This is a genomic window from Paraburkholderia silviterrae (genome assembly GCF_004353915.1).
GTDB lineage: Bacteria > Pseudomonadota > Gammaproteobacteria > Burkholderiales > Burkholderiaceae > Paraburkholderia > Paraburkholderia silviterrae.
The window spans coordinates 56,803-75,284 of record NZ_SMRP01000023.1 but is presented as its reverse complement, the minus strand read 5'-3'; the positions used below and the strand labels follow the sequence as shown (position 1 = coordinate 75,284).

Annotated in this window: 13 protein-coding genes; 8 read left to right on the top strand and 5 right to left on the bottom strand. The window is 66.2% G+C overall.

All coding sequences use genetic code 11. The annotated features are described in order from the left end of the window. Window positions 1–258 precede the first annotated feature (258 nt). From aspT (EYW47_RS31320) to EYW47_RS31310, 3 genes are all read left to right on the top strand, one after another. Window positions 259–1,941 (top strand): aspartate-alanine antiporter, encoded by a 1,683-nt coding sequence (aspT, locus tag EYW47_RS31320; RefSeq protein WP_133198688.1) that lies wholly within the window; start codon window positions 259–261, stop codon window positions 1,939–1,941. A gap of 222 nt (window positions 1,942–2,163) precedes the next feature. Continuing rightward, window positions 2,164–3,849 (top strand): aspartate-alanine antiporter, encoded by a 1,686-nt coding sequence (gene aspT / locus EYW47_RS31315; protein WP_133198687.1) that lies wholly within the window; start codon window positions 2,164–2,166, stop codon window positions 3,847–3,849. Between the two features lie 184 nt (window positions 3,850–4,033). Beyond that, the gene (locus EYW47_RS31310; protein WP_133198686.1) at window positions 4,034–5,692 is read left to right on the top strand and encodes a bifunctional aspartate transaminase/aspartate 4-decarboxylase; all 1,659 of its coding nucleotides are present in this window, start codon (window positions 4,034–4,036) and stop codon (window positions 5,690–5,692) included. A 103-nt stretch (window positions 5,693–5,795) separates the two neighbouring features. Here EYW47_RS31310 and EYW47_RS31305 read toward each other — a convergent pair whose 3' ends face one another. Continuing rightward, window positions 5,796–7,022, bottom strand: coding sequence for an MFS transporter (locus tag EYW47_RS31305; RefSeq protein ID WP_133198685.1), 1,227 nt, complete (start codon window positions 7,020–7,022; stop codon window positions 5,796–5,798). A 492-nt stretch (window positions 7,023–7,514) separates the two neighbouring features. Here EYW47_RS31305 and xdhA point away from each other — a divergent pair, with 492 nt between their 5' ends. The 3 genes from xdhA to xdhC are packed head-to-tail and all read left to right on the top strand — an operon-like array spanning window position 7,515 to window position 12,113. Further along, window positions 7,515–9,086, top strand: coding sequence for a xanthine dehydrogenase small subunit (gene xdhA, locus EYW47_RS31300; RefSeq protein ID WP_133198684.1), 1,572 nt, complete (start codon window positions 7,515–7,517; stop codon window positions 9,084–9,086). 37 nt (window positions 9,087–9,123) lie between these two features. Continuing rightward, window positions 9,124–11,478, top strand: coding sequence for a xanthine dehydrogenase molybdopterin binding subunit (gene xdhB, locus EYW47_RS31295; RefSeq protein ID WP_133198683.1), 2,355 nt, complete (start codon window positions 9,124–9,126; stop codon window positions 11,476–11,478). Between the two features lie 38 nt (window positions 11,479–11,516). Further along, the gene (xdhC, locus tag EYW47_RS31290) at window positions 11,517–12,113 is read left to right on the top strand and encodes a xanthine dehydrogenase accessory protein XdhC (protein ID WP_133198682.1); all 597 of its coding nucleotides are present in this window, start codon (window positions 11,517–11,519) and stop codon (window positions 12,111–12,113) included. Window positions 12,114–12,306: 193 nt separating this feature from the next. On the opposite strand, the gene EYW47_RS31285 is transcribed toward xdhC, so the two are convergent. The 3 genes from EYW47_RS31285 to EYW47_RS31275 form a co-directional block, all read right to left on the bottom strand. After that, entirely contained in the window at window positions 12,307–13,326 is a 1,020-nt protein-coding gene (locus EYW47_RS31285) for a LysR family transcriptional regulator (protein WP_133198681.1), read from the bottom strand. A 175-nt stretch (window positions 13,327–13,501) separates the two neighbouring features. Next, window positions 13,502–14,155: a 2-hydroxychromene-2-carboxylate isomerase gene (locus tag EYW47_RS31280; RefSeq protein ID WP_133198680.1), complete on the bottom strand. Its 654-nt coding sequence runs from the start codon at window positions 14,153–14,155 to the stop codon at window positions 13,502–13,504. Window positions 14,156–14,285: 130 nt separating this feature from the next. Beyond that, window positions 14,286–15,830 (bottom strand): TAXI family TRAP transporter solute-binding subunit, encoded by a 1,545-nt coding sequence (locus EYW47_RS31275; RefSeq protein ID WP_133198679.1) that lies wholly within the window; start codon window positions 15,828–15,830, stop codon window positions 14,286–14,288. A gap of 663 nt (window positions 15,831–16,493) precedes the next feature. Between EYW47_RS31275 and EYW47_RS31270 the strand changes: the two genes are divergently transcribed. Together EYW47_RS31270 and EYW47_RS31265 are read left to right on the top strand one after the other, a co-directional pair. Continuing rightward, the gene (locus EYW47_RS31270) at window positions 16,494–16,847 is read left to right on the top strand and encodes a BON domain-containing protein (RefSeq protein WP_133198678.1); all 354 of its coding nucleotides are present in this window, start codon (window positions 16,494–16,496) and stop codon (window positions 16,845–16,847) included. A gap of 242 nt (window positions 16,848–17,089) precedes the next feature. Beyond that, window positions 17,090–17,350 (top strand): hypothetical protein, encoded by a 261-nt coding sequence (locus tag EYW47_RS31265; protein WP_133198677.1) that lies wholly within the window; start codon window positions 17,090–17,092, stop codon window positions 17,348–17,350. A gap of 137 nt (window positions 17,351–17,487) precedes the next feature. On the opposite strand, the gene EYW47_RS31260 is transcribed toward EYW47_RS31265, so the two are convergent. After that, a complete protein-coding gene (locus tag EYW47_RS31260; RefSeq protein ID WP_133198676.1) occupies window positions 17,488–18,276 on the bottom strand; it encodes a sulfite exporter TauE/SafE family protein in 789 nt (262 codons plus the stop codon). Window positions 18,277–18,482: the final 206 nt, after the last annotated feature.

Below are 18,482 nucleotides of genomic sequence, written 5' to 3'. Positions count from 1 at the left end.
CCGTGTGGCGCGCTTCGCACGCGGTCCTGTCTGGTGGCGCTTTGGCTTCGGCTGTTCCGAAATGTTTGTTTTCAATGATTTGAAGGTTTTGTTGCGGCTTCGCTTAACGTTTTTCGCATAGGTTTGATTTAGGCCGGTTGGGTTTTTTTGTGCTTTGCGCAAAAATATCGCGAAGCACAGGAATAGAGATGGGCATGCCGCGTGCATGTTCGTTATGCATATTTCTCGAAAACTAAAACGTAAATCGGCAGACCAGACATGATCGTTGAATTGCTGAAGTCGCAGCCCGAGATAGCGCTGTTTGCGAGTCTCGCGCTCGGTTATTTGATCGGTTCCGTCCGTTTTGGGCCGATTTCGCTCGGCGGAGTATGCGGCACGTTGATCGTCGCGCTCGTGCTGGGCCAGACGGGCGCACGCATCTCGCCCGATCTCAAGAACGTTGCCTTTGCTCTGTTCATCTTCGCGCTCGGCTTCACGGGCGGCCCGCAGTTTTTCGCGAATGTCGGGCGCGGCTGGCGCTATGGACTTCTGTCGATCATCGAAATCGTCTCGGTCATGACGCTCATCATGATCGCGGTCGTCCTGATGAAGCTCGACGCGGGCACGGCCGCCGGCCTGCTGGCGGGCGCCGCCACCGAGTCGGCGGTGATCGGCACGGCCTCGGAGGCCATCGCGAAGCTCGGCTTGAGCGACGCCCAGGTGAGCACGCTGCAGGCGCACGTGGTGACCGCCTATAGCGTGAGCTACCTCTTTGGCCTGATCACCATCGTGCTGTTCACGAGCCAGATCGCCCCCATCCTCATGCGCGTGAACTTGCGCGAGGAGGCCGCGCGCCTCTTTCGCAAGCTCGGCGGCGACGGCGTGCTCGACGAAGGCCAGCGGCTCGCGCTGCCGCCGCTCGAGGGCCGAGCGTTCGAGGCGGGGCCGGCCGCGGGCACCCGGGTCTCGGCATTCGAGGCGCGCTTTGGCAACAACATCACGGTCGAGCGGGTTCTGCGCGAGCAGCGCCAGATCGACACCGACGCGCAGTTCGTGCTGCAGGCGGGCGACATCGTGTTCATCGGGGGGCGGCGCGAGGCCGTGGTGGAGGCGGCAGGCAGCCTCGGCGCCGAAGTCTCGGGCGAGGGCTTCGTGAAGCTCTTCGCGCAGCGCACGGACGTGATGCTCACGCGCCGCGAAGCCAACGGCCTCACGCTTGCGCAGATGCGCGAGCGCGCCGAGCCGGAAGCGGGGCGCGGCATCTACGTGGGCGCGATCACACGCCTCGACACCACGGTGCCCGCGCTGCCCGGCACCGTGGTGCACCGCGGTGACGTGCTCACGCTGATCGGTGCGCCCACCGACGTCGCGCGCGGCGCGAAGCGCCTCGGCTACGTGATCCAGCAGACCCAGAAGACCGACTTCGTCTACCTCGGCCTCGGCGTGCTCGTGGGCATGATGATCGGCCGCTTCGGCGTGAGGGTGGGCGGCGTGGCGCTCGAGCTCGGCACGGGCGGCGGATGCCTGCTCTCGGGCCTCTTCTTCGGCTGGCTGCGCTCGCATTTCCCCGTGGTCGGCTCGCTGCCCTCGGCTGCGGCGCAGGTGCTCAAGGACTTCGGCCTCGCAACCTTTATCGCGGCCGTGGGCCTCTCGGCCGGATCGGACGCCATCAAGCTCGTGCGCGAATACGGCCTCGCGCTGCCGCTCGCCGGCATCCTGATGGTGCTGATTCCGGGCCTGCTCTCGCTGTGGATCGGGCGCATGTTCCTCAAGCTCGAAGCGCCGATGCTGCTCGGCGCGATTGCGGGCCAGCAGTGCAGCACGCCCGCGATCAGTGCGCTCGTTGGCGTGACGGGCAATTCGACGCCGGTGATCGGCTACACGATCACCTATGCGCTGTCGAACATTTTGTTGCCGCTCATGGGGCCGGTGGTGGTCGGCCTCGCGACGAAATTTGGCTGATTTTTGCTTGATCAGCGGCGCGCGCAGTGCTCACGGACATCGCGCGCGCCGAACCCGTCCGCGGTCGATGACGGCCGCGATATCTCAAAAATTGGCGCGCTTTCATCAGGCCGTCCGACTGACCGTCCTGCGGGCCGTCCAACTGGCCGTCCAACCGGCCGTCCAACCGGCCGTCCAACTTCAACGGCAGCAAGCAGTTACATCTTCCAAAGCGAGGGCACGATGGAATGGCTACATGACATCTTTCACAAATCCCCGGAAATCGCCTTATTTCTCTCACTGGCGGTCGGCTACTGGGTCGGCCAGATCAACTTCGGCAAGTTCCAGCTAGGCGGCGTGGGCGGGTCGCTGCTCGCCGCGGTCCTGATCAGTCAGGTGGGTGTGACGATCGACAACGGCGTGAAGGCGGTGATGTTCGCGGTCTTCATCTACGCGGTGGGCTACGACTCCGGGCCGGGCTTCTTCAACTCGCTCAACCGCAAGACGCTGCGCGAGATTGCGATGGCCGTGTTCATGGCGCTCGCGGGTCTGGCCACCGTGCTCGTCTGCGCGAAGCTCTTTCACCTCAACAAGGGCCTCGCCGCGGGTCTCGCTGCGGGCGGCATGACGCAGTCGGCGATCATCGGCACGGCCGGCGACGCCATCGCGCGCCTCGGCCTGCCGCCCGACCAGGTGAAGGCCATGCAGGCCGACGTCGCGATCGGCTATGCCGTTACCTACGTGTTCGGCTCGCTTGGCGCGATCATCGTCTGCGTGAACATCCTGCCGAAGTTCATGGGCCGCAGCCTGAAGGACGCTTCCATGGACGCCGAACGCGAAATGGCCGGCGACGCCGCCACGGCGGGGCCGGGCCAGCTCGCCGCGCTGCCCGAGCTGTTCGGCCGCGTCTTCCGCGTCGAAGCAGCGGCCGGCAAGACGGTCAAGCAGATCGAAGTGGCCGAGCAGGATTTTGTCGCCATCGAGAAGGTTCGCCGCGCGGGCAAGCTCGTCGATCCAACGCCCGACTTCGTGCTGAGCCGCGATGACCTCGTGCTCGTCGTCGGCCGCCGCGAGCAGATGGTCGAAGTGGGCCCGCTGATCGGCCCGGAAATGCCGGACTCGGGCGGCATGAGCCTCGTGATGCAGACACGCCAGGTCGTGTTCAGCAAGAAGGGCATGAACCACACGACGATTGCCGAAGTGCGCAAGAACGTCGACCGCGATCTGCGGCACGGCGTGTACATCGAGAAGATCGAGCGCGCGGGGCAGCCGGTGCCGATCCTGCCGGGCACGAAGCTCGAGCACGGCGACGTGGTGACCGTCTACGGCACCGCGACCGACACCAAGCGCGCCGTACAGTCCGCGGGCTACGAGCTCGCCTACAGCAACAAGACCGACTTCATCTACATGGGTGTGGGCCTCGTGCTGGGCCTGCTGATCGGTCTGATCGTCGTGAACGTGGCCGGCATTCCGCTCACGCTCGGCTCGGGCGGCGGGTGCCTGCTCGCGGGCCTCCTGTTCGGCTGGATGCGCGGCAAGCACCCGATGTACGGCGTGATGCCGCCGGCGGCCTCGCAGCTGCTCAAGGACTTCGGCCTCGCGGCGTTCGTCGCGGTGGTGGGGCTGAACTCGGGCCTGCAGGCCGTGGTGACGATCAAGCAGAGCGGCATCACGATCTTCCTGCTCGGCGTGGTGGTGACGATCGTTCCGCTCATCCTCACGATGCTGTTTGGCCGCTACGTCCTCAAATACAACAACGCGGCGATTCTCGCGGGCGCGCTGTCCGGCTCCCGCAGTGCGAATCCGGCCTTCGGCGGCATTCTCGACAAGGCCGAGAGCGCCGTGCCCACGGTGCCGTTCGCCATCACCTACGCGATCGCCAACGTGCTGCTCACGCTGCTCGGGCCGCTCGTGGTGGGTCTCGCATGACATGAAGTCAATCGCGCCGCGTAGGTCGGGCCGCGCAGGTCGCGCCGCGCAGGTCGGGCTACGCGAAGGGTTGTAGTTGCGCAGGCCCGGGCGCATCGATCTGTCGAAATCGCGTGCCGTTCCCGCGCAATGCGTCAAGCGCAAGCAACGGCGGCACGCCCAACGTCTTCCAACGGAGAGCATCATGGCAAAAGGTAAAGGCAACGACACGAAGGACAAGGCAGCCCTCGACGCACTGAGCCCGTTCGAGCTCAAGGACGAGCTGATCAAGGCGGCCGGCGGCGGCGCAACCGAGCGCCCGGCCAACCTCTCGATGCTCAACGCCGGCCGCGGCAATCCCAACTTCCTCGCCACGATTCCGCGTCACGGTTTCTGGCAGCTCGGCCTCTTCGCGATGCGCGAATCGGAGCGCTCGTTCTCGTACATGCCCGAAGGCGTGGGCGGCTTCCCGCAACGCGCGGGCATCGTCGAGCGCTTCGACCAGTTCCTGCGTGAGAACAAGGGCCAGCCCGGCATCGATTTCATCGGCGGCGCGGTGTCGTACGTGCGCGACCAGCTCGGTCTTTCGGCGGGCGACTTCCTCTACGAAATGTGCGAAGGCATTCTGGCCTGCAACTATCCGGTGCCGGACCGCATGCTCAAGCTGTCCGAAATCATCGTCGGCCAGTATCTGCGCCGCGAGATGATCGGCAAGCATCCGTTCGTCGGCGAGTTCGACGTGTTCGCGGTGGAAGGCGGCACCGCGGCCATGACGTACATCTTCAACACGATGCGCGAGAACTTCCTGATCAAGGCGGGCGACACCATCGCGCTGGGCATGCCGATCTTCACGCCCTACATCGAGATTCCCGAACTCAACGACTACCAGCTCAACGTCGTGCATCTGAACGCCACCGTCGAGAACAACTGGCAGTACTCGAAGAAGGAACTCGACAAGCTGCGCGACCCGAAGGTGAAGGCGTTCTTCCTCGTCAATCCGAGCAATCCGCCTTCGGTGAAGATCGACGATGAAAGCCTCGAGTACATCGCGGAGATCATCAAGGAGCGCCCGGACCTGATCCTGCTGACCGACGACGTGTACGGCACCTTCGCCGACAACTTCGTGTCGCTCTTCGCACTCGCTCCGAAGAACACGATTCTCGTGTACTCCTATTCGAAATACTTCGGGGCGACGGGCTGGCGTCTGGGTGCGATCGCGACGCATCGCGACAACGTGCTCGACGCCACGCTCGCGAAGCTGCCGAAGGAAGAGAAGAAGATCCTGCACAAGCGCTACGAATCGATCACGACGGAGCCGGACAAGCTCAAGTTCATCGACCGTCTGGTGGCCGACAGCCGCACCGTTGCGCTCAATCACACGGCCGGTCTATCGACGCCGCAGCAGGTGCAGATGGTGCTGTTCTCGCTGTTCTCTCTGATGGACACGCCCGACGCCTACAAGAACGCGCTCAAGCGCCTGATCCGAAGCCGCAAGCGCGCGCTCTACGAGGAGATGGGCATTGCCGTCGACGAGGGCGATCCGAACCAGGTCGATTACTACACGATCATCGACATGGAGTACCTGGGCGAGAAGCGCTTTGGCCGCGAATTCGTCGACTGGCTGCTCAAGCAGGTCCAGCCCAACGAACTGCTGTTCCGTCTCGCGGCCGAGGCCCGCGTCGTGCTGCTGCCGGGCAAGGGCTTTGGCACGGCGCATCCGTCGGGCCGCGTGTCGCTCGCGAACCTGAACGAAGCGGACTATCGCAAGATCGGCCGCGCGATGCGCAAGCTCAGCGAGGAGTACGTCCAGCGCTATAACGCGGAAACGGGCAAGAAGATCGATCCGCAAGCAGTGAAGAAGTAAGGAAGGGCGATGACCGGCATGGCGGCGGTTGGCGCGTCGCCACGCGAAAGAGGATGAACCGCATCGGGCGCGCTGCCCGGTGCGGTTTTTTACTGCTGGACTGCTACTGCGCGTCCGAGGTAACCGGCTGCGCGAGTGCCGCTTCCCGCACGCTCTTGCGATGCAGCGAGACCGAAAGCGCCACGCCAGCCGCAGCCGCGATGGCGGCGAACAGATACACCGATCCATAGCCGAACAGATTTGCGACATAGCCCGCAAGCGGCCCCGTAATGCCGAGCGAAAGGTCGAGAAACACCGAGTAGGCCGATAGCGCCGCCCCGCGGCTCGCCGCAGGCACGAGACCGACCGCTTCCACGCCCAGCGCCGGGAACACCAGCGCAAAGCCGAAGCCCGTGAGCGCGGCGCCCAGCAGCGCGACATGCGGCGTGGGCGCGAGCCACAGCAGCAAAAGGCCCAGGCATTCGCAGGAGAACGACGCGATCGCCACGCGGAATCCGCCGAACTTCTTGATCGTGTTGGCGAACAAGAGGCGCGCGCCGATGAACATCAGCCCGAACAGCGTGAGCGAGAAGGCCGCATTGGGCCAGTGGCGCGCCGCATAGAAGAGGGTGATGAAGGTGGCGATCGAGCCGAAGCCCGCCGACCCGAGCGCAAGGCCGAGGCCATGCGGCAGCACGCGCGTGAGCACGCTGCGATACGACATGCGCTCGCCGTGCACGACCGGCACCGGCGCGATCGGGCGCGCGAGCCAGAAGCCGAGCGCGGCCAGCGCGATCACCGAAACGCCGAGCGTCCAGAAGCCGAGGTAATGCGCCATTTCCACGCCGAGCGGCGCGCCGAGCGCAAGCGCGCCATAGGTCGCGATGCCGTTCCACGAGATCACGCGCGCGTTGTGCGCGGTGCCCACGCGGCCGATGCCCCAGAGGATCGCGCCCGTGCCGCACAAGCTCTCGCCGCAGCCGAGCATCAAGCGGCTCGTCACGAGCAGTGCTAGCGAGAGCGCCGGCCAGTGCGCGACGAGCGTCGCGAGCAGCAGTAGCACGCCGCTCGCGCCGCAGCCGATCAGGCCGATCGTCACCGTCTTCTTGGGCCCGAGCGTATCGGCCGAACGCCCGGCCAGCGCGCGCGAGCAGAGTGTCGCGATGTATTGCACGCTGATCGCCCCGCCGGCCACGATCGTGCTGAAGCCGAGGTCGTTGTGCACGTAGCCCGGCAACACGGCGAGCGGAATGCCGATGGTCAGGTAGCAGAGGAAAGTGAAAAAGACGACCGGGATGATCTGCAAGGTCGTCGACGCGGCGTTGCGCTCGGGCGCTGAATCAGCGGACATGGGGAAAACGCGGATGGATAACGGCGGGAAAGGCGTGATTGTCCCATGGAACCGGTTCTTCCGCAGATGTTGAAAAGGCGTTCCAACGGGTTGAACAGGCGATTTTCCGTGCGTTTTCGCGTTCGCCGCAGCGCGGCGTGCTCAGGAGAGAATGCGTGGATTTGAGCGACGATGCGCGAACTTCACGCGGCTACGGGCCATGGAAGGGTGTGCCGCGGCGTGCTTGCCTCTTCGTGGTGCATAGGTCCAGGCCCAGAATTGGCGGTTTCGCGTGAATCTAGTCGCTATTCGCGCGATTCGGACAACAACACATAAGCGCAGCGAAACCGCAATCCGACGATTTATCGCATCAACGATATATCCCCCATGTACCTCTGCCTATGGGTTCTCAATATTGGCAGTGATAGCTTTCGAACCGTCCACTGAAAGAGCGGCAAACGCAGCCCCCCTCGGGCAGTCCAGCGAGCCGCAGAACACGACGAGACAGAAATCATGAGTCAGCAGCCGATCCGCTTTTATCACCGCAACGCGATTCGCGAAGTCAGCGACGCGGATGTCACCCGCACCGTTCTCCAGTATCTGCGCGAAGACGCGCGCTGCACCGGCACCAAGGAGGGCTGTGCAGAAGGCGACTGCGGCGCCTGCACCGTCGTCGTCGGCGAGCGCACGGCCGAAGGCGGCGTGAGCTTCAAGGCCGTCAACGCCTGCATCCAGTTCCTGCCTACGCTCGACGGCAAGGCGCTCTTCACCGTCGAAGACCTGCGCCAGCCCGACGGGTCGCTGCACCCCGTGCAGCAGGCGATGGTGGACTGCCACGGCTCGCAATGCGGCTTCTGCACCCCCGGTTTCGTCATGTCGATGTGGGCGCTCTACGAAAAGCACGGCCATGAGCACGCCGGCGCGGCGGGTCATGCGGGACACCCAGGCCAGGGCTGCCCGGGCAAGGCGGCCTGCAGCGTGCCGTCGCGCGACGAGATCGCCAACGCGCTGACCGGCAATCTGTGCCGCTGCACGGGCTATCGCCCTATCCTCGACGCCGCCGAGCAGATGTTCAAGGCCGACGCGCCGAAGCAGCCCGTCGACGTAAAGGCGCTCGCGCAGACGCTCGCCACGCTCGAGCGCGGCGAGACGTTCCACTACGAGCACAAGGGCCAGCAATACGATGCGCCGCGCACCGTCGACGCGTTCGCCGAGATCAAGGCCGCGCGCCCCAACACGCGCATTCTCGCGGGCAGCACCGACATTGGCCTGTGGGTCACGAAGCAGATGCGCCAACTGGGCGACATCGTCTACGTGGGCCAGGTCGAGTCGATGCGCCAGATCGACGTGAGCGACGCGTGGATCGAGATCGGCGCGGGCGTGAGCGTCGAGCGCGGCTACGCGGAGCTCGCGAAGCACTATCCCGAACTGGAAGAGATGTGGCAGCGCTTTGCTTCGCTGCCGATCCGCAATGCGGGCACGATCGGCGGCAACGTCGCGAACGGCTCGCCCATCGGCGACTCGATGCCGGGCCTGATCGCACTCGGCGCGCACGTGGTGCTGCGCGGGGGCGACACGGTGCGCGAGCTGCCGCTCGAAGACCTCTACCTGGCCTACCAGAAGAAGGACATGGCCGAGCACGAGTTCGTGCTCGCGCTCAAGGTGCCGACTCGCACCGGCGCGCGCGCGAACCTGAAGTTCCGCACGTATAAGGTGTCCAAGCGCTTCGACTCCGATATTTCGGCGGTGTGCGCAGCGTTCTCGTTCATCGCCGATGGCGACACGGTCCGCGAGCCGCGCATCGCGTTCGGCGGCATGGCGGCCACGCCCAAGCGCGCGACCCACACGGAAGGCGTGCTCGCCGACGCGCAATGGCACGAAGCCACCGCGCAGGCGGCCATGATCGCGATGGCCAACGACTACGCACCGCTCTCCGACATGCGCGCGACGAGCGACTACCGCCTCGAAGCCGCGAAGAACACGCTTTATCGCTTCTGGCTCGAAACGCGGCCGAACAATCCGCTCGCGCCGCAAGCGCTCAACGTGCGCGCCGTCGCGGCCGAATCCGCACAAAGCGCGGCTTGATACACCAGGAAACGGAAAACATACGGAGATCGAAACAATGAACCAGCAAGCCGAACCGTTCCTGGAAGAAGCGAAGGCGCGCGAACCTTTCGCGCAGGTGCACGTCTCGCGTGCGCACGAATCGGCGCATCTGCACGTGAGCGGGCGCGCCACCTACACCGACGACATTCCGACCGTGGCGGGCACGCTGCACGCGGCGCTCGGCCTCTCGCAGAAGGCGCACGCGCGCATCGTCTCGATGGATCTGTCCAAGGTCCGCGCGACGCCGGGCGTGGTGGCCGTGCTGACCGCCGGCGACATTCCCGGCGTGAACGACTGCGGCCCGATCATCCACGACGATCCGGTTCTCGCCGATGGCGTCGTGCAGTACGTCGGCCAGCCGATGTTCATCGTGGTGGCCACCACGCACGACACGGCACGCCTTGCCGCGCGCCGCGCCGAAGTGCAATACGAAGAGCTGCCCGCGGTGCTCACCGCGCAGCAGGCGCGCGCCGCCGAGCAATACGTGCTGCCGCCGATGAAGCTCGCGCGCGGCGACGCGTCCACGCGCGCCGCACGCGCCGCGCACCGCCACGAAGGCGAAATGCTGCTGGGCGGCCAGGAGCAGTTCTATCTGGAAGGGCAGATCGCTTACGCGGTGCCCAAGGACGACGACGGCATGCACGTCTGGTGCTCGACGCAGCACCCGAGCGAAATGCAGCATCTGGTGGCGCACGTGCTGGGCGTGCACTCGCACAACGTGCTCGTGGAATGCCGGCGCATGGGCGGCGGCTTCGGCGGCAAGGAATCGCAGTCGGGCCTGTTCGCGTGCTGCGCGGCGCTCGCCGCGTGGAAGCTGCTGTGCCCCGTGAAGCTGCGTCCGGACCGCGACGACGACATGATGATCACGGGCAAGCGTCACGATTTCCACTATACGTATGAAGTGGGCTACGACGACCATGGCACGATCGAAGGCATTTCGGTCGACATGACCTCGCGCTGCGGCTTCTCCGCCGACCTCTCCGGCCCGGTGATGACGCGCGCCGTCTGCCACTTCGACAACGCCTACTGGCTGCCCGACGTCTCCATCGCCGGCTACTGCGGCAAGACCAACACGCAGTCGAACACCGCGTTCCGCGGCTTCGGCGGCCCGCAGGGCGCGTTCGCGATCGAGTACATCATGGACGACGTCGCGCGCTCGCTCGGCCTCGATTCGCTCGACGTGCGCCGCCGCAATCTCTACGGCAAGACCGAGAACAACGAGACGCCGTACGGCCAGACGCTCGAAGACAACGTCATTCACGAGATCATCGACGAACTGGCGCAAACGAGCGGCTATCGCGAGCGCCGTGCCGCGGTCCGCGAATTCAATGCGAACAACGACGTGCTCAAGAAGGGCATCGCGCTCACGCCGGTGAAGTTCGGCATCGCGTTCAACGTCACGCACTTCAACCAGGCGGGCGCGCTCGTCCATATCTATACCGACGGTTCCGTGCTCGTGAACCACGGCGGCACGGAGATGGGTCAGGGCCTGAACACCAAGGTCGCGCAGGTCGTGGCGCACGAGCTCGGCATCGACTTCGGCCGCGTGCGCGTGACCGCCACCGACACCAGCAAGGTGGCCAACACCTCGGCCACCGCCGCATCGACGGGCACCGACCTCAACGGCAAGGCCGCGCAGGATGCGGCGCGCCAGTTGCGCGAGCGTCTTGCCGCGCTCGCGGCCACCACGTGGGGCGAGGGCCGCGTCAACGCAGGCGACGTGCGCTTTGCCAACGACAGCGTGATCGTCGGCGACGAGATCGTGCCGTTCGAGGCGCTCATCGCGAAGGCCTATCTCGCGCGCGTGCAACTGTGGTCGGACGGCTTCTACGCGACGCCCAAGCTGTACTGGGATCAGAAGACGCTGCGCGGCCGGCCGTTCTACTATTACGCATATGGCGCGGCGGTTTCCGAGGTCGTGATCGACACGCTCACGGGCGAGATGCGCGTGCTGCGCGCCGACGCGCTCTACGACGCGGGCTCGTCGCTGAACCCCGCGCTCGACGTGGGACAGGTGGAAGGCGGCTTCATTCAGGGCATGGGTTGGCTCACGACCGAAGAGCTCTGGTGGAAGCCGGATGGCAAGCTCATGACGCACGCGCCGTCCACCTACAAGATCCCGACCGTGAACGACACGCCGATCGAGTTCAACGTGAAGCTCTTCAACAACCGCAACGCGGAGGACAGCATCCATCGCTCGAAGGCCGTGGGCGAGCCGCCGCTGCTGCTGCCGTTCTCGGTGTTCTTCGCGCTGCGCGACGCCGTGGCGAGCGTGGCCGACTATCGCTTCAATCCGCCGATGAATGCGCCCGCGACCGCCGAGGAAATCCTCAAGGGCGTGCGTGCGGTGCGGGCGATGGCGCGCGGCTGAATGTGATTGAACGTGCAGTTTCGAAGGAGTCTCGTGAGATGATGAGCGGTGCGAATCATTGCGAACGGATCGACGCCACCGGGCGCGTCGTGATCGGGCGGCGCGGCACGCCGGTGCCGCACTACGGGCCGATGCACGTCGTGCTGTTCGGCGCGGGCCACGTGGGCCACGCGCTTGTGACGCTGCTCGGCATGCTGCCGTGCGTCGTGCAGTGGGTGGACGAGCGCGACGAGCTGTTCCCCGATGAAGTGCCGCCCAACGTGCAGATCGAGGCGACCGACACGCCCGCCGCGATCGTCGACGAGGTGCCGCCCGGCGCGTATTTCATCGTGATGACGCACAATCACGCGCTCGATTTCGAGCTTTCGTTGCGCATCATGCAGCGGCGCGATTTCGCGTGGTTCGGGCTGATCGGCTCGAAGACCAAGCGCGTGAAGTTCGAGCGCCGTCTCATCGAGCGCGGTGTCGAGGCCGGGCGCATGAGCGAGATGACCTGCCCGATCGGCGTGCCGGGCATCGTCGACAAGGCGCCTTCGTCGATTGCCGTGGCGGTGGCCGCGCAGCTCATGCAAATGCGCGCACCGCTCGCCGAGGCGCAACACCGGGCGAGCACACCGATGCTTGTGAGAGTTTGATGTCGAGCGCCCACCGAATGTCGATGTGACGGTGGGCGTGGAAAATCCAGTGTCTGCCGTGAGCTACACCCCAACCGTTGGACTTCGGTCCTGCGCTTGGGGTGCTTTTTTTGCCCGCAACGCCGTGCAATGAAGCCGCGCCTTTAGCGCTTTTATCGGCACGCGGGCGGCGTGCGTGCTCTTTCTGGCGAAATTATTCGCCAGTTATCGAGACGGATTGCGCCGCGTCTTTGCCGTTGGCGCCGGCTGCAAGCCTGGCGCTAGTTTTGCGCGATTTCGCCTTGCGCACGGGTTCGGTGAGCTTGGCCGACACCGTGTCGATCAGCTCGCGCAGCCAGTCGATGTCGCTCGGCCGGTCGGGCTGCGGGTGCCACATCTGATAGCAGCGAATGCGCGGAAACGAGAACGGCGGCTCGGCCACGGCGATGGGCATGAGCCGGGCGTAATGCGTCGCGAAGCGGCGCGTGGTCGTGAAGATCAGGTCCGACTGCAGCAGCACCTGGGGCGCAAGCCCGAAGTAGGGCAGCGTCGCGACGATGCGCCTTTGGGCGCGCGCTTTCGCGAAGCCCAGGTCGACGGGGCTCGCGTTCGCGCCGGTATAGGGCGTGGGCGCGAGATGCGCTGCCGCGAGATACGCATCGCGCGTGAGCGGCGCGCGCGCGAGCGGATGGTCGGCGCGCATCATGCAGACGATTTTGTCCGTGAACAGGTCGCTGCGCGCGAAGTGAGGGTCGGGCTTCGGCCAGTTGCCGATCACGATGTCGATTTCGCCCGATTCCAGCGCGGCGTGATGATCGAGCGTGGGCGAGAGCGAGAGGATCTCCAGACGCGCCGAGGGCGCCGCCTCGCGAAAGCAGGAGATCAGCGTCGGCATGAAGAAGTCGTTGAGGTAGTCTGGCGCGGCCACACGGAAGGTGCGCTTCGAGCGCGCCGGGTCGAAGTCGCCGTGCGGCGTGGCTACGAAGTCGACGTCGCGCAGCACGCGTTGTGCGTGCTGCAGCAGCGACTCGCCGTATTCGGTCGGCACCATGCCGGCCTTGCCGCGCACGAGGATGGGGTCGCCGAGAATTTCGCGCAGCCGCCGCAGCGCCGTGCTGATCGCCGGCTGCGTCTGGTTCAGCCGCAGCGCGGCCTGCGTGACGCTGCGCTCGAGCAGCAGCGTGCGCAGCACGCGCACGAGCCAGATATCGAGGGAAAGGGCAGTGTCGTCCATGGCAATGCGTCAAGCGTGGGGAGCGGTGCCGCGCGTCTCTCGCGCACGGCTGGATTTGTAACCTTATTCTGCTGCGCGCGCGACCGCCATAGGGTGCCTGGTATGACCGGCATCAGCAGGGCCGGCCGGCGCGACCCGGTGCGCGCAGCGCCTCCGGGCCGCTTTTAGGCCGCTTTTAGGCCGTCTCCTGCTTCACGAGCCCCGAAGGCAGCACACTGATGCGCTTCACTTCGCGCGAATCGAGCCAGTTCGGCGTGCGCGCACAGTAGAGCACCATGGGCAGCGCGTCCTCGCCCCAGAAGAGCTGCTTGTTCATCCAGAAGGTGGGCACGCCGAACACGCCCATCGAGATGGCGTCGTTGGTGTTGCGGCGCAGTTGCGCGCGCACTGCTTCTTGCTCGATCATCGCTTCGCCATGCGCGATGCCCACGCGCTCGCACAGCTGCTCGAAACCCTCGTCGCTCGACGGATCGCGTCCCTCGCGCCAGATGAAGCGGAAGATCTCGCGCACGCAGGCAAACTCGCCGCCTGCCACGATGGCGAGCAGCAGCGGCTTGACCGAGTCGAACGGATGCGCGGGCGGCATCTTGAACGGAATGCCAAGCTGCTCCGCGCGAAAGAGCGCGTGCCGGTACGTGAACATGCGCTTGGTCGGAATCGCTGAGCCATACGGCGTGCCCCAGTGGCGGTACAGATCGCTCAACACCACTGGCGTGGGCGCAAAGTCGAAGCCCGGCCATTTGTCGTATTGCTCCAGCAGCAGGTACGAGAACGGCGACACGAAGTCGTAGAACCACGCCGGCCGGTTGGCGTCGATGCCGCTGATCATGCTGTTCCTCCGAGATGGACTTCATGTGGGCCGCTTCGGCGACCCGTTATTTGAGTATTGATCGTATTCGCTGCTGCGTGCTGCTTTTTTTCGCCCACGTTTCTCACGTGCCCGACGCCATTTGCGTCGCCTACGTGCTTCGCGTGCGCGTGTTGTTGGCCGGCGTGTCGCGCGGCGCATCGGCGCTTGCGCTGTCCTTGCCGGCCGCGCCCGTGCCTTCGCGGCCGTCCTCGCGCCCGTCGCCGCCGGCGCTGTTTTCGTCCTGCTCGCTGCCTTCGTCGTTCGCGCTCCCGTTATCGGCGTCGCTATCAGCATCGTCGTCCATGGCCGAAAGCCGTTCGCGCACGGCCAGCAGCCGCTCGCGCACGAAGCCGATATGCTCGCGCAGCACGTAGAACTGGCCCGCGTAGGCGAGCGGCATCTTCATGCCGTTCACCGACTCTTCGATCTTGTCGAGCTGGCGCGTCAGCGTGCGCCGCTCGGCGGGCGAGTTGTCGGCGTTCGCGGCGCGCTCGAGCGCGATGAGCGAGCCGTACCAGCGGTAGATCCGTGATTTTACCCGCCATGCATAGAGGCTCGGCACGAGCCGCAGGCCCGGAATCAGCACCACGATGATCGGCACGAGCACGACGATGAGGCGGTCCGCGAGGCTCGCGAGCCAGAACGGCAGCACGCGGTACAGGAAGCTCTTGCCCGATTTGTAGTAGCGCGCGGCGTCGTCGCTGATCGGGAAGTCCTGCGCGCGCGGCGCGGGGAACTCGCCCGCGCGCTGCAAGAGCGTCGAGCGGCCGTGCACCTGCTTCGCCGCATCGATCAGGAGATCGGAGAGCGCTGGATGGAGCGAATCGCGCGCGACCAGCTCCGCCGTGGGCGCGATGAAGTGCAGCGGCGCCGCGGGCAGGTTGCGGCCGAAATCGAACGCGCCCATCGGGATCGTGATCGCCGTGAGGTACGGGAAGCGTCGCGCGTAGGCGTCGGCCTGGGCGAAATCGAAGAAGCGCACGCCCGGCATGCGCATCAGGCGCCCCATGACCGGCGGCTGCGCGGAGTCGCCCGCGAGGAAGGCCACGTCGATCTTGCCCTCGACGAGCGCGCGCGCGGCATCGTCGCCGGAGAGCGGCAGCAGCTTTGTCTTGCCGCCCGGCTCGATGCCGTTGGCCTTGAGCAGCGTGAGCGCGAGCTCGCGCGTGCCGCTGCCCTCGGCGCCGATGGCGATGCGCTCGCCCTCGAATTCCGAGAGCAGCCTGACCGGTGGCCCGTGATAGAACACCGCGAGGGGCACGTATGCCACGCTGCCGAGCGAGGCGAGGCCCGCGGGCGGCTTGGTGGCGAGCCCGTCCTGGACGAACGCGACGTCCACATGCGAGGCCGGATCGGAAAGACGCTGGAGGTTCTGCGCCGACCCTTCCGATTCGAGCACGTTCACGGTGATGTTGTTCTGCGCAAGGATCGTCTTGTACTTCTGCGCGGCATTCCAGAACGTGCTGCCCTTGGGGCCGGCGCTCATCGTGAGCGTGCTGGGCGGCGCGGGTTGGATCAGGCGCACGGCCAGCCAGATCGCGGCGGCGCTTATCAGCAGGATGGGGCCGAAGGTGACGGCCAGGTCGCGCCACGAAATCGCCACGAAGCGCGCGACGAGACGGGGAGGAGGTTTGCGGCCGGTACGGAACTTCATTGGGGAATGGCGGGCCTCGGGAGGTTGGGGGAAACGTTGCGCTGCGCGGTGCGTCCTGGATCGCGCCAGGCGATCGTGCTGGCGCTGGTGGATCCAGGCCGGTACGCCCGCGCCGGTACGCCCGCGCTGATATGCCCGCCGATGTTACATTAGATTGGCCGTTGCAACGGCATGTGCGCTGCCACCGCACGACCCGCACCGCCTTGGGCACTCCGCCGGGGCGTACCGCCCAGGGCGCACCGCCGGGGGGCTCCGCTCCGGGCGCTCCGCCAGCGGCGCACCGCTAAACCCTTTGCACTCGTGCCGCGCCCAGGCTAAATTGTGGATCGCCATGGCGCTTGCGCCATGCGGTACGCGCCGCAAGGCCGTCCAGCCCATAACAAGCTACCAGGCATAATCAGGCAATCGATGCAGGCGCTGTGCGCCGCTCCTGCCGTCGCGATGCGCTCGCGTGCCATATCAATCCTTGCCTCTCGCCGCAGCGTGTCCAGGCCATGACAGTGTCTCTGGGCGCGCGGTGCGCGCTCGCACGCTGCCCGTGGGTGTCGTAACGAAGCCGTCAGACCCGGTCTGGCGGACGGCGAGCCCGTCCGTCCGGCGGGCCGGTGGCGGTCCATCCTCGCAATGAGTGAAGCAACAACGCGAAAGCAACAAGGAGAAAACATGAAATCGGTCGCTTTTCTGAAGACGCTGACTGCCGTGGCCTGCGTGACGGTCGCTTGCAGCGTGTATGCCCAGGACAACTCGGCGGCCAGCGGCGCGGCCGACACGACGATGGCAGCGCCCCCGGCCTCGGCCAAGAAGGTCGACCGCAAGCTCGGCTATACGGTGCGCAAGGCGCTCTCGAAGGCGCAGGGCCTCGACGTCAAGGACATCACGGTGCGCTCGCGCAGCGGCGCAGTCACGTTGACCGGCACCGTGCCCGATCAGGGCCAGATCGACCAGGCTGGCCAGGTCGCACAGGGCGTGGCTGGCGTGAAGTCGGTGTCGAACAAGCTGTCGGTCAAGCAGCAGTAAAACGTCGTACTGCCCGCGGTTCGGCGCCAGACGGGTGCGCACCGCGGGTGCGAGCCGCGGGCACGAACCGCGCGAACAGGCCCCGGCACGTTGCCGGGGTTTTTTTTGGGGCGATGGCAGCGCTGATGGCTGGCGGGTGGCGCATGTGCGGACTGACACACAGCATTCCTGCGATTGGGGGTATACCTTCTAATTGCGCGGGCTCTGCGAGTTCACGCATGGCTACACTGCGGGGAAATGCCATGACTATCCATACCTACACCGACTTGCCGCTCGTCGACCGGGCGGCGTTTGAGCTGGCGTGCGCGCGGCACGGCTTCGCTCCGATTCACTTCGACGTGCATGGGGAAACGGATCCCGATGACCCCGAGCACGGCGAGTTCGTGATCGTGCGGCGCGGCGCCTGGGCTCAGGCGTACCGCATCGACGCGCGTGGACAGTGGCTGCGCCAGTTCGAGACCGATTTGAATGGCCGCTTCTTCAGCAGCGCGCCGTACGCCTGAACGGCGCCGGCACCCCTGCTGAAAAGCTCGCCGCGCGGCAAGCGCGCCGTGCGGGCGACCTTGTGCGCGCGCCCAACGGCTTCAGGCAGGGCGGGCAGAGGCGCGTTCGCGCGCGCCGCGTGCTCTTGCGTGGACCTTCAGGCGAGCACGAGGCGCGCGCCCACGAGCGTGAGTGTCGCGGCGAGCAGGCCGCGCAGCAGCTTCTCGGGTGCGCGCGTGGAGAGCATGCTGCCGATCGCGATGCCGGGCAGCGAGCCGCAGAGCAGTGAAAGCAGCATCGACCAGTCAACCGAGCCGAGCAGCCAATGCCCCGCGCCCGCAAGCAGCGTGAGCGGCACGGCGTGCGCTACGTCGGAGCCGACGATGCGCACCGTCGGCAGCGCCGGATAGAGCAGCAGCAGCACGGTCACGCCTATGGCGCCCGCGCCCACCGAGGTGAGCGACACCAGCGCGCCGAGCACGGCGCCCGTGAGGATCGTGAAGAACAGCGTGCGCGCCTCGCTGGGCCCATGGCGATGGCGCGCGGCGAATGCGGCGAGCTGCGGCCGGAAGATCAGCGCGACGGCTGTGATGAGCAGCGCCACCCCCAGCACCGACTGGATCAGATGCCCGGCGCGCGGCGTGTCCATGCCGTAGCGGTGCAGCAGGATGAGCGTGATCGTGGCGGCAGGCACACTGCCCGCCGCGAGGCGCAAGGTCACGCGCCAGTCCACCGAACCCTTGAGCCCGTGCACGAGCGTGCCCGCCGACTTGGTCGCCGCCGCGTAGAGCAGGTCGGTGCCCACCGCCGTGGCGGGATGCACGTGGAACAGCAGCACGAGGATGGGTGTCATCAGCGAGCCGCCGCCCACGCCAGTCAGGCCGACCAGAAATCCGACCAGCAGGCCGGAGAGCGAATAGAGCGGATCGATATGAGGTAGGACCATCGCGGGTGTCGCTAATCGGGGTTCTTGCGCTGCTTTTTGTTGAAAAGAGGGGGCCGCCCAGGTGGGGGCGCCTGCGTTGGGCCGCCCAGGTCGGGCCGCGCAGGCCGGGTCTCATAGACCGGGCCTCGGCGATCTCCGTGCCGCCCACCGGAAGATCGTAAGCGTAGCGTCAGGCTGGACAGCCGCAAAGGCTGGCGGCGAAAATC

Excerpts from the sequence above, each read along its gene's own strand:
- EYW47_RS31285 (WP_133198681.1), bottom strand. The coding sequence starts at position 13,326 with ATGGACGACACTGCCCTTTCCCTCGATATCTGGCTCGTGCGCGTGCTG.
- EYW47_RS31310 (WP_133198686.1), top strand. The coding sequence starts at position 4,034 with ATGGCAAAAGGTAAAGGCAACGACACGAAGGACAAGGCAGCCCTCGAC.
- EYW47_RS31265 (WP_133198677.1), top strand. The coding sequence starts at position 17,090 with ATGACTATCCATACCTACACCGACTTGCCGCTCGTCGACCGGGCGGCG.
- xdhC (WP_133198682.1), top strand. The coding sequence starts at position 11,517 with ATGATGAGCGGTGCGAATCATTGCGAACGGATCGACGCCACCGGGCGC.
- EYW47_RS31270 (WP_133198678.1), top strand. The coding sequence starts at position 16,494 with ATGAAATCGGTCGCTTTTCTGAAGACGCTGACTGCCGTGGCCTGCGTG.
- EYW47_RS31280 (WP_133198680.1), bottom strand. The coding sequence starts at position 14,155 with ATGATCAGCGGCATCGACGCCAACCGGCCGGCGTGGTTCTACGACTTC.
- EYW47_RS31260 (WP_133198676.1), bottom strand. The coding sequence starts at position 18,276 with ATGGTCCTACCTCATATCGATCCGCTCTATTCGCTCTCCGGCCTGCTG.
- xdhA (WP_133198684.1), top strand. The coding sequence starts at position 7,515 with ATGAGTCAGCAGCCGATCCGCTTTTATCACCGCAACGCGATTCGCGAA.
- aspT (WP_133198688.1), top strand. The coding sequence starts at position 259 with ATGATCGTTGAATTGCTGAAGTCGCAGCCCGAGATAGCGCTGTTTGCG.
- EYW47_RS31275 (WP_133198679.1), bottom strand. The coding sequence starts at position 15,830 with ATGAAGTTCCGTACCGGCCGCAAACCTCCTCCCCGTCTCGTCGCGCGC.
- aspT (WP_133198687.1), top strand. The coding sequence starts at position 2,164 with ATGGAATGGCTACATGACATCTTTCACAAATCCCCGGAAATCGCCTTA.
- xdhB (WP_133198683.1), top strand. The coding sequence starts at position 9,124 with ATGAACCAGCAAGCCGAACCGTTCCTGGAAGAAGCGAAGGCGCGCGAA.
- EYW47_RS31305 (WP_133198685.1), bottom strand. The coding sequence starts at position 7,022 with ATGTCCGCTGATTCAGCGCCCGAGCGCAACGCCGCGTCGACGACCTTG.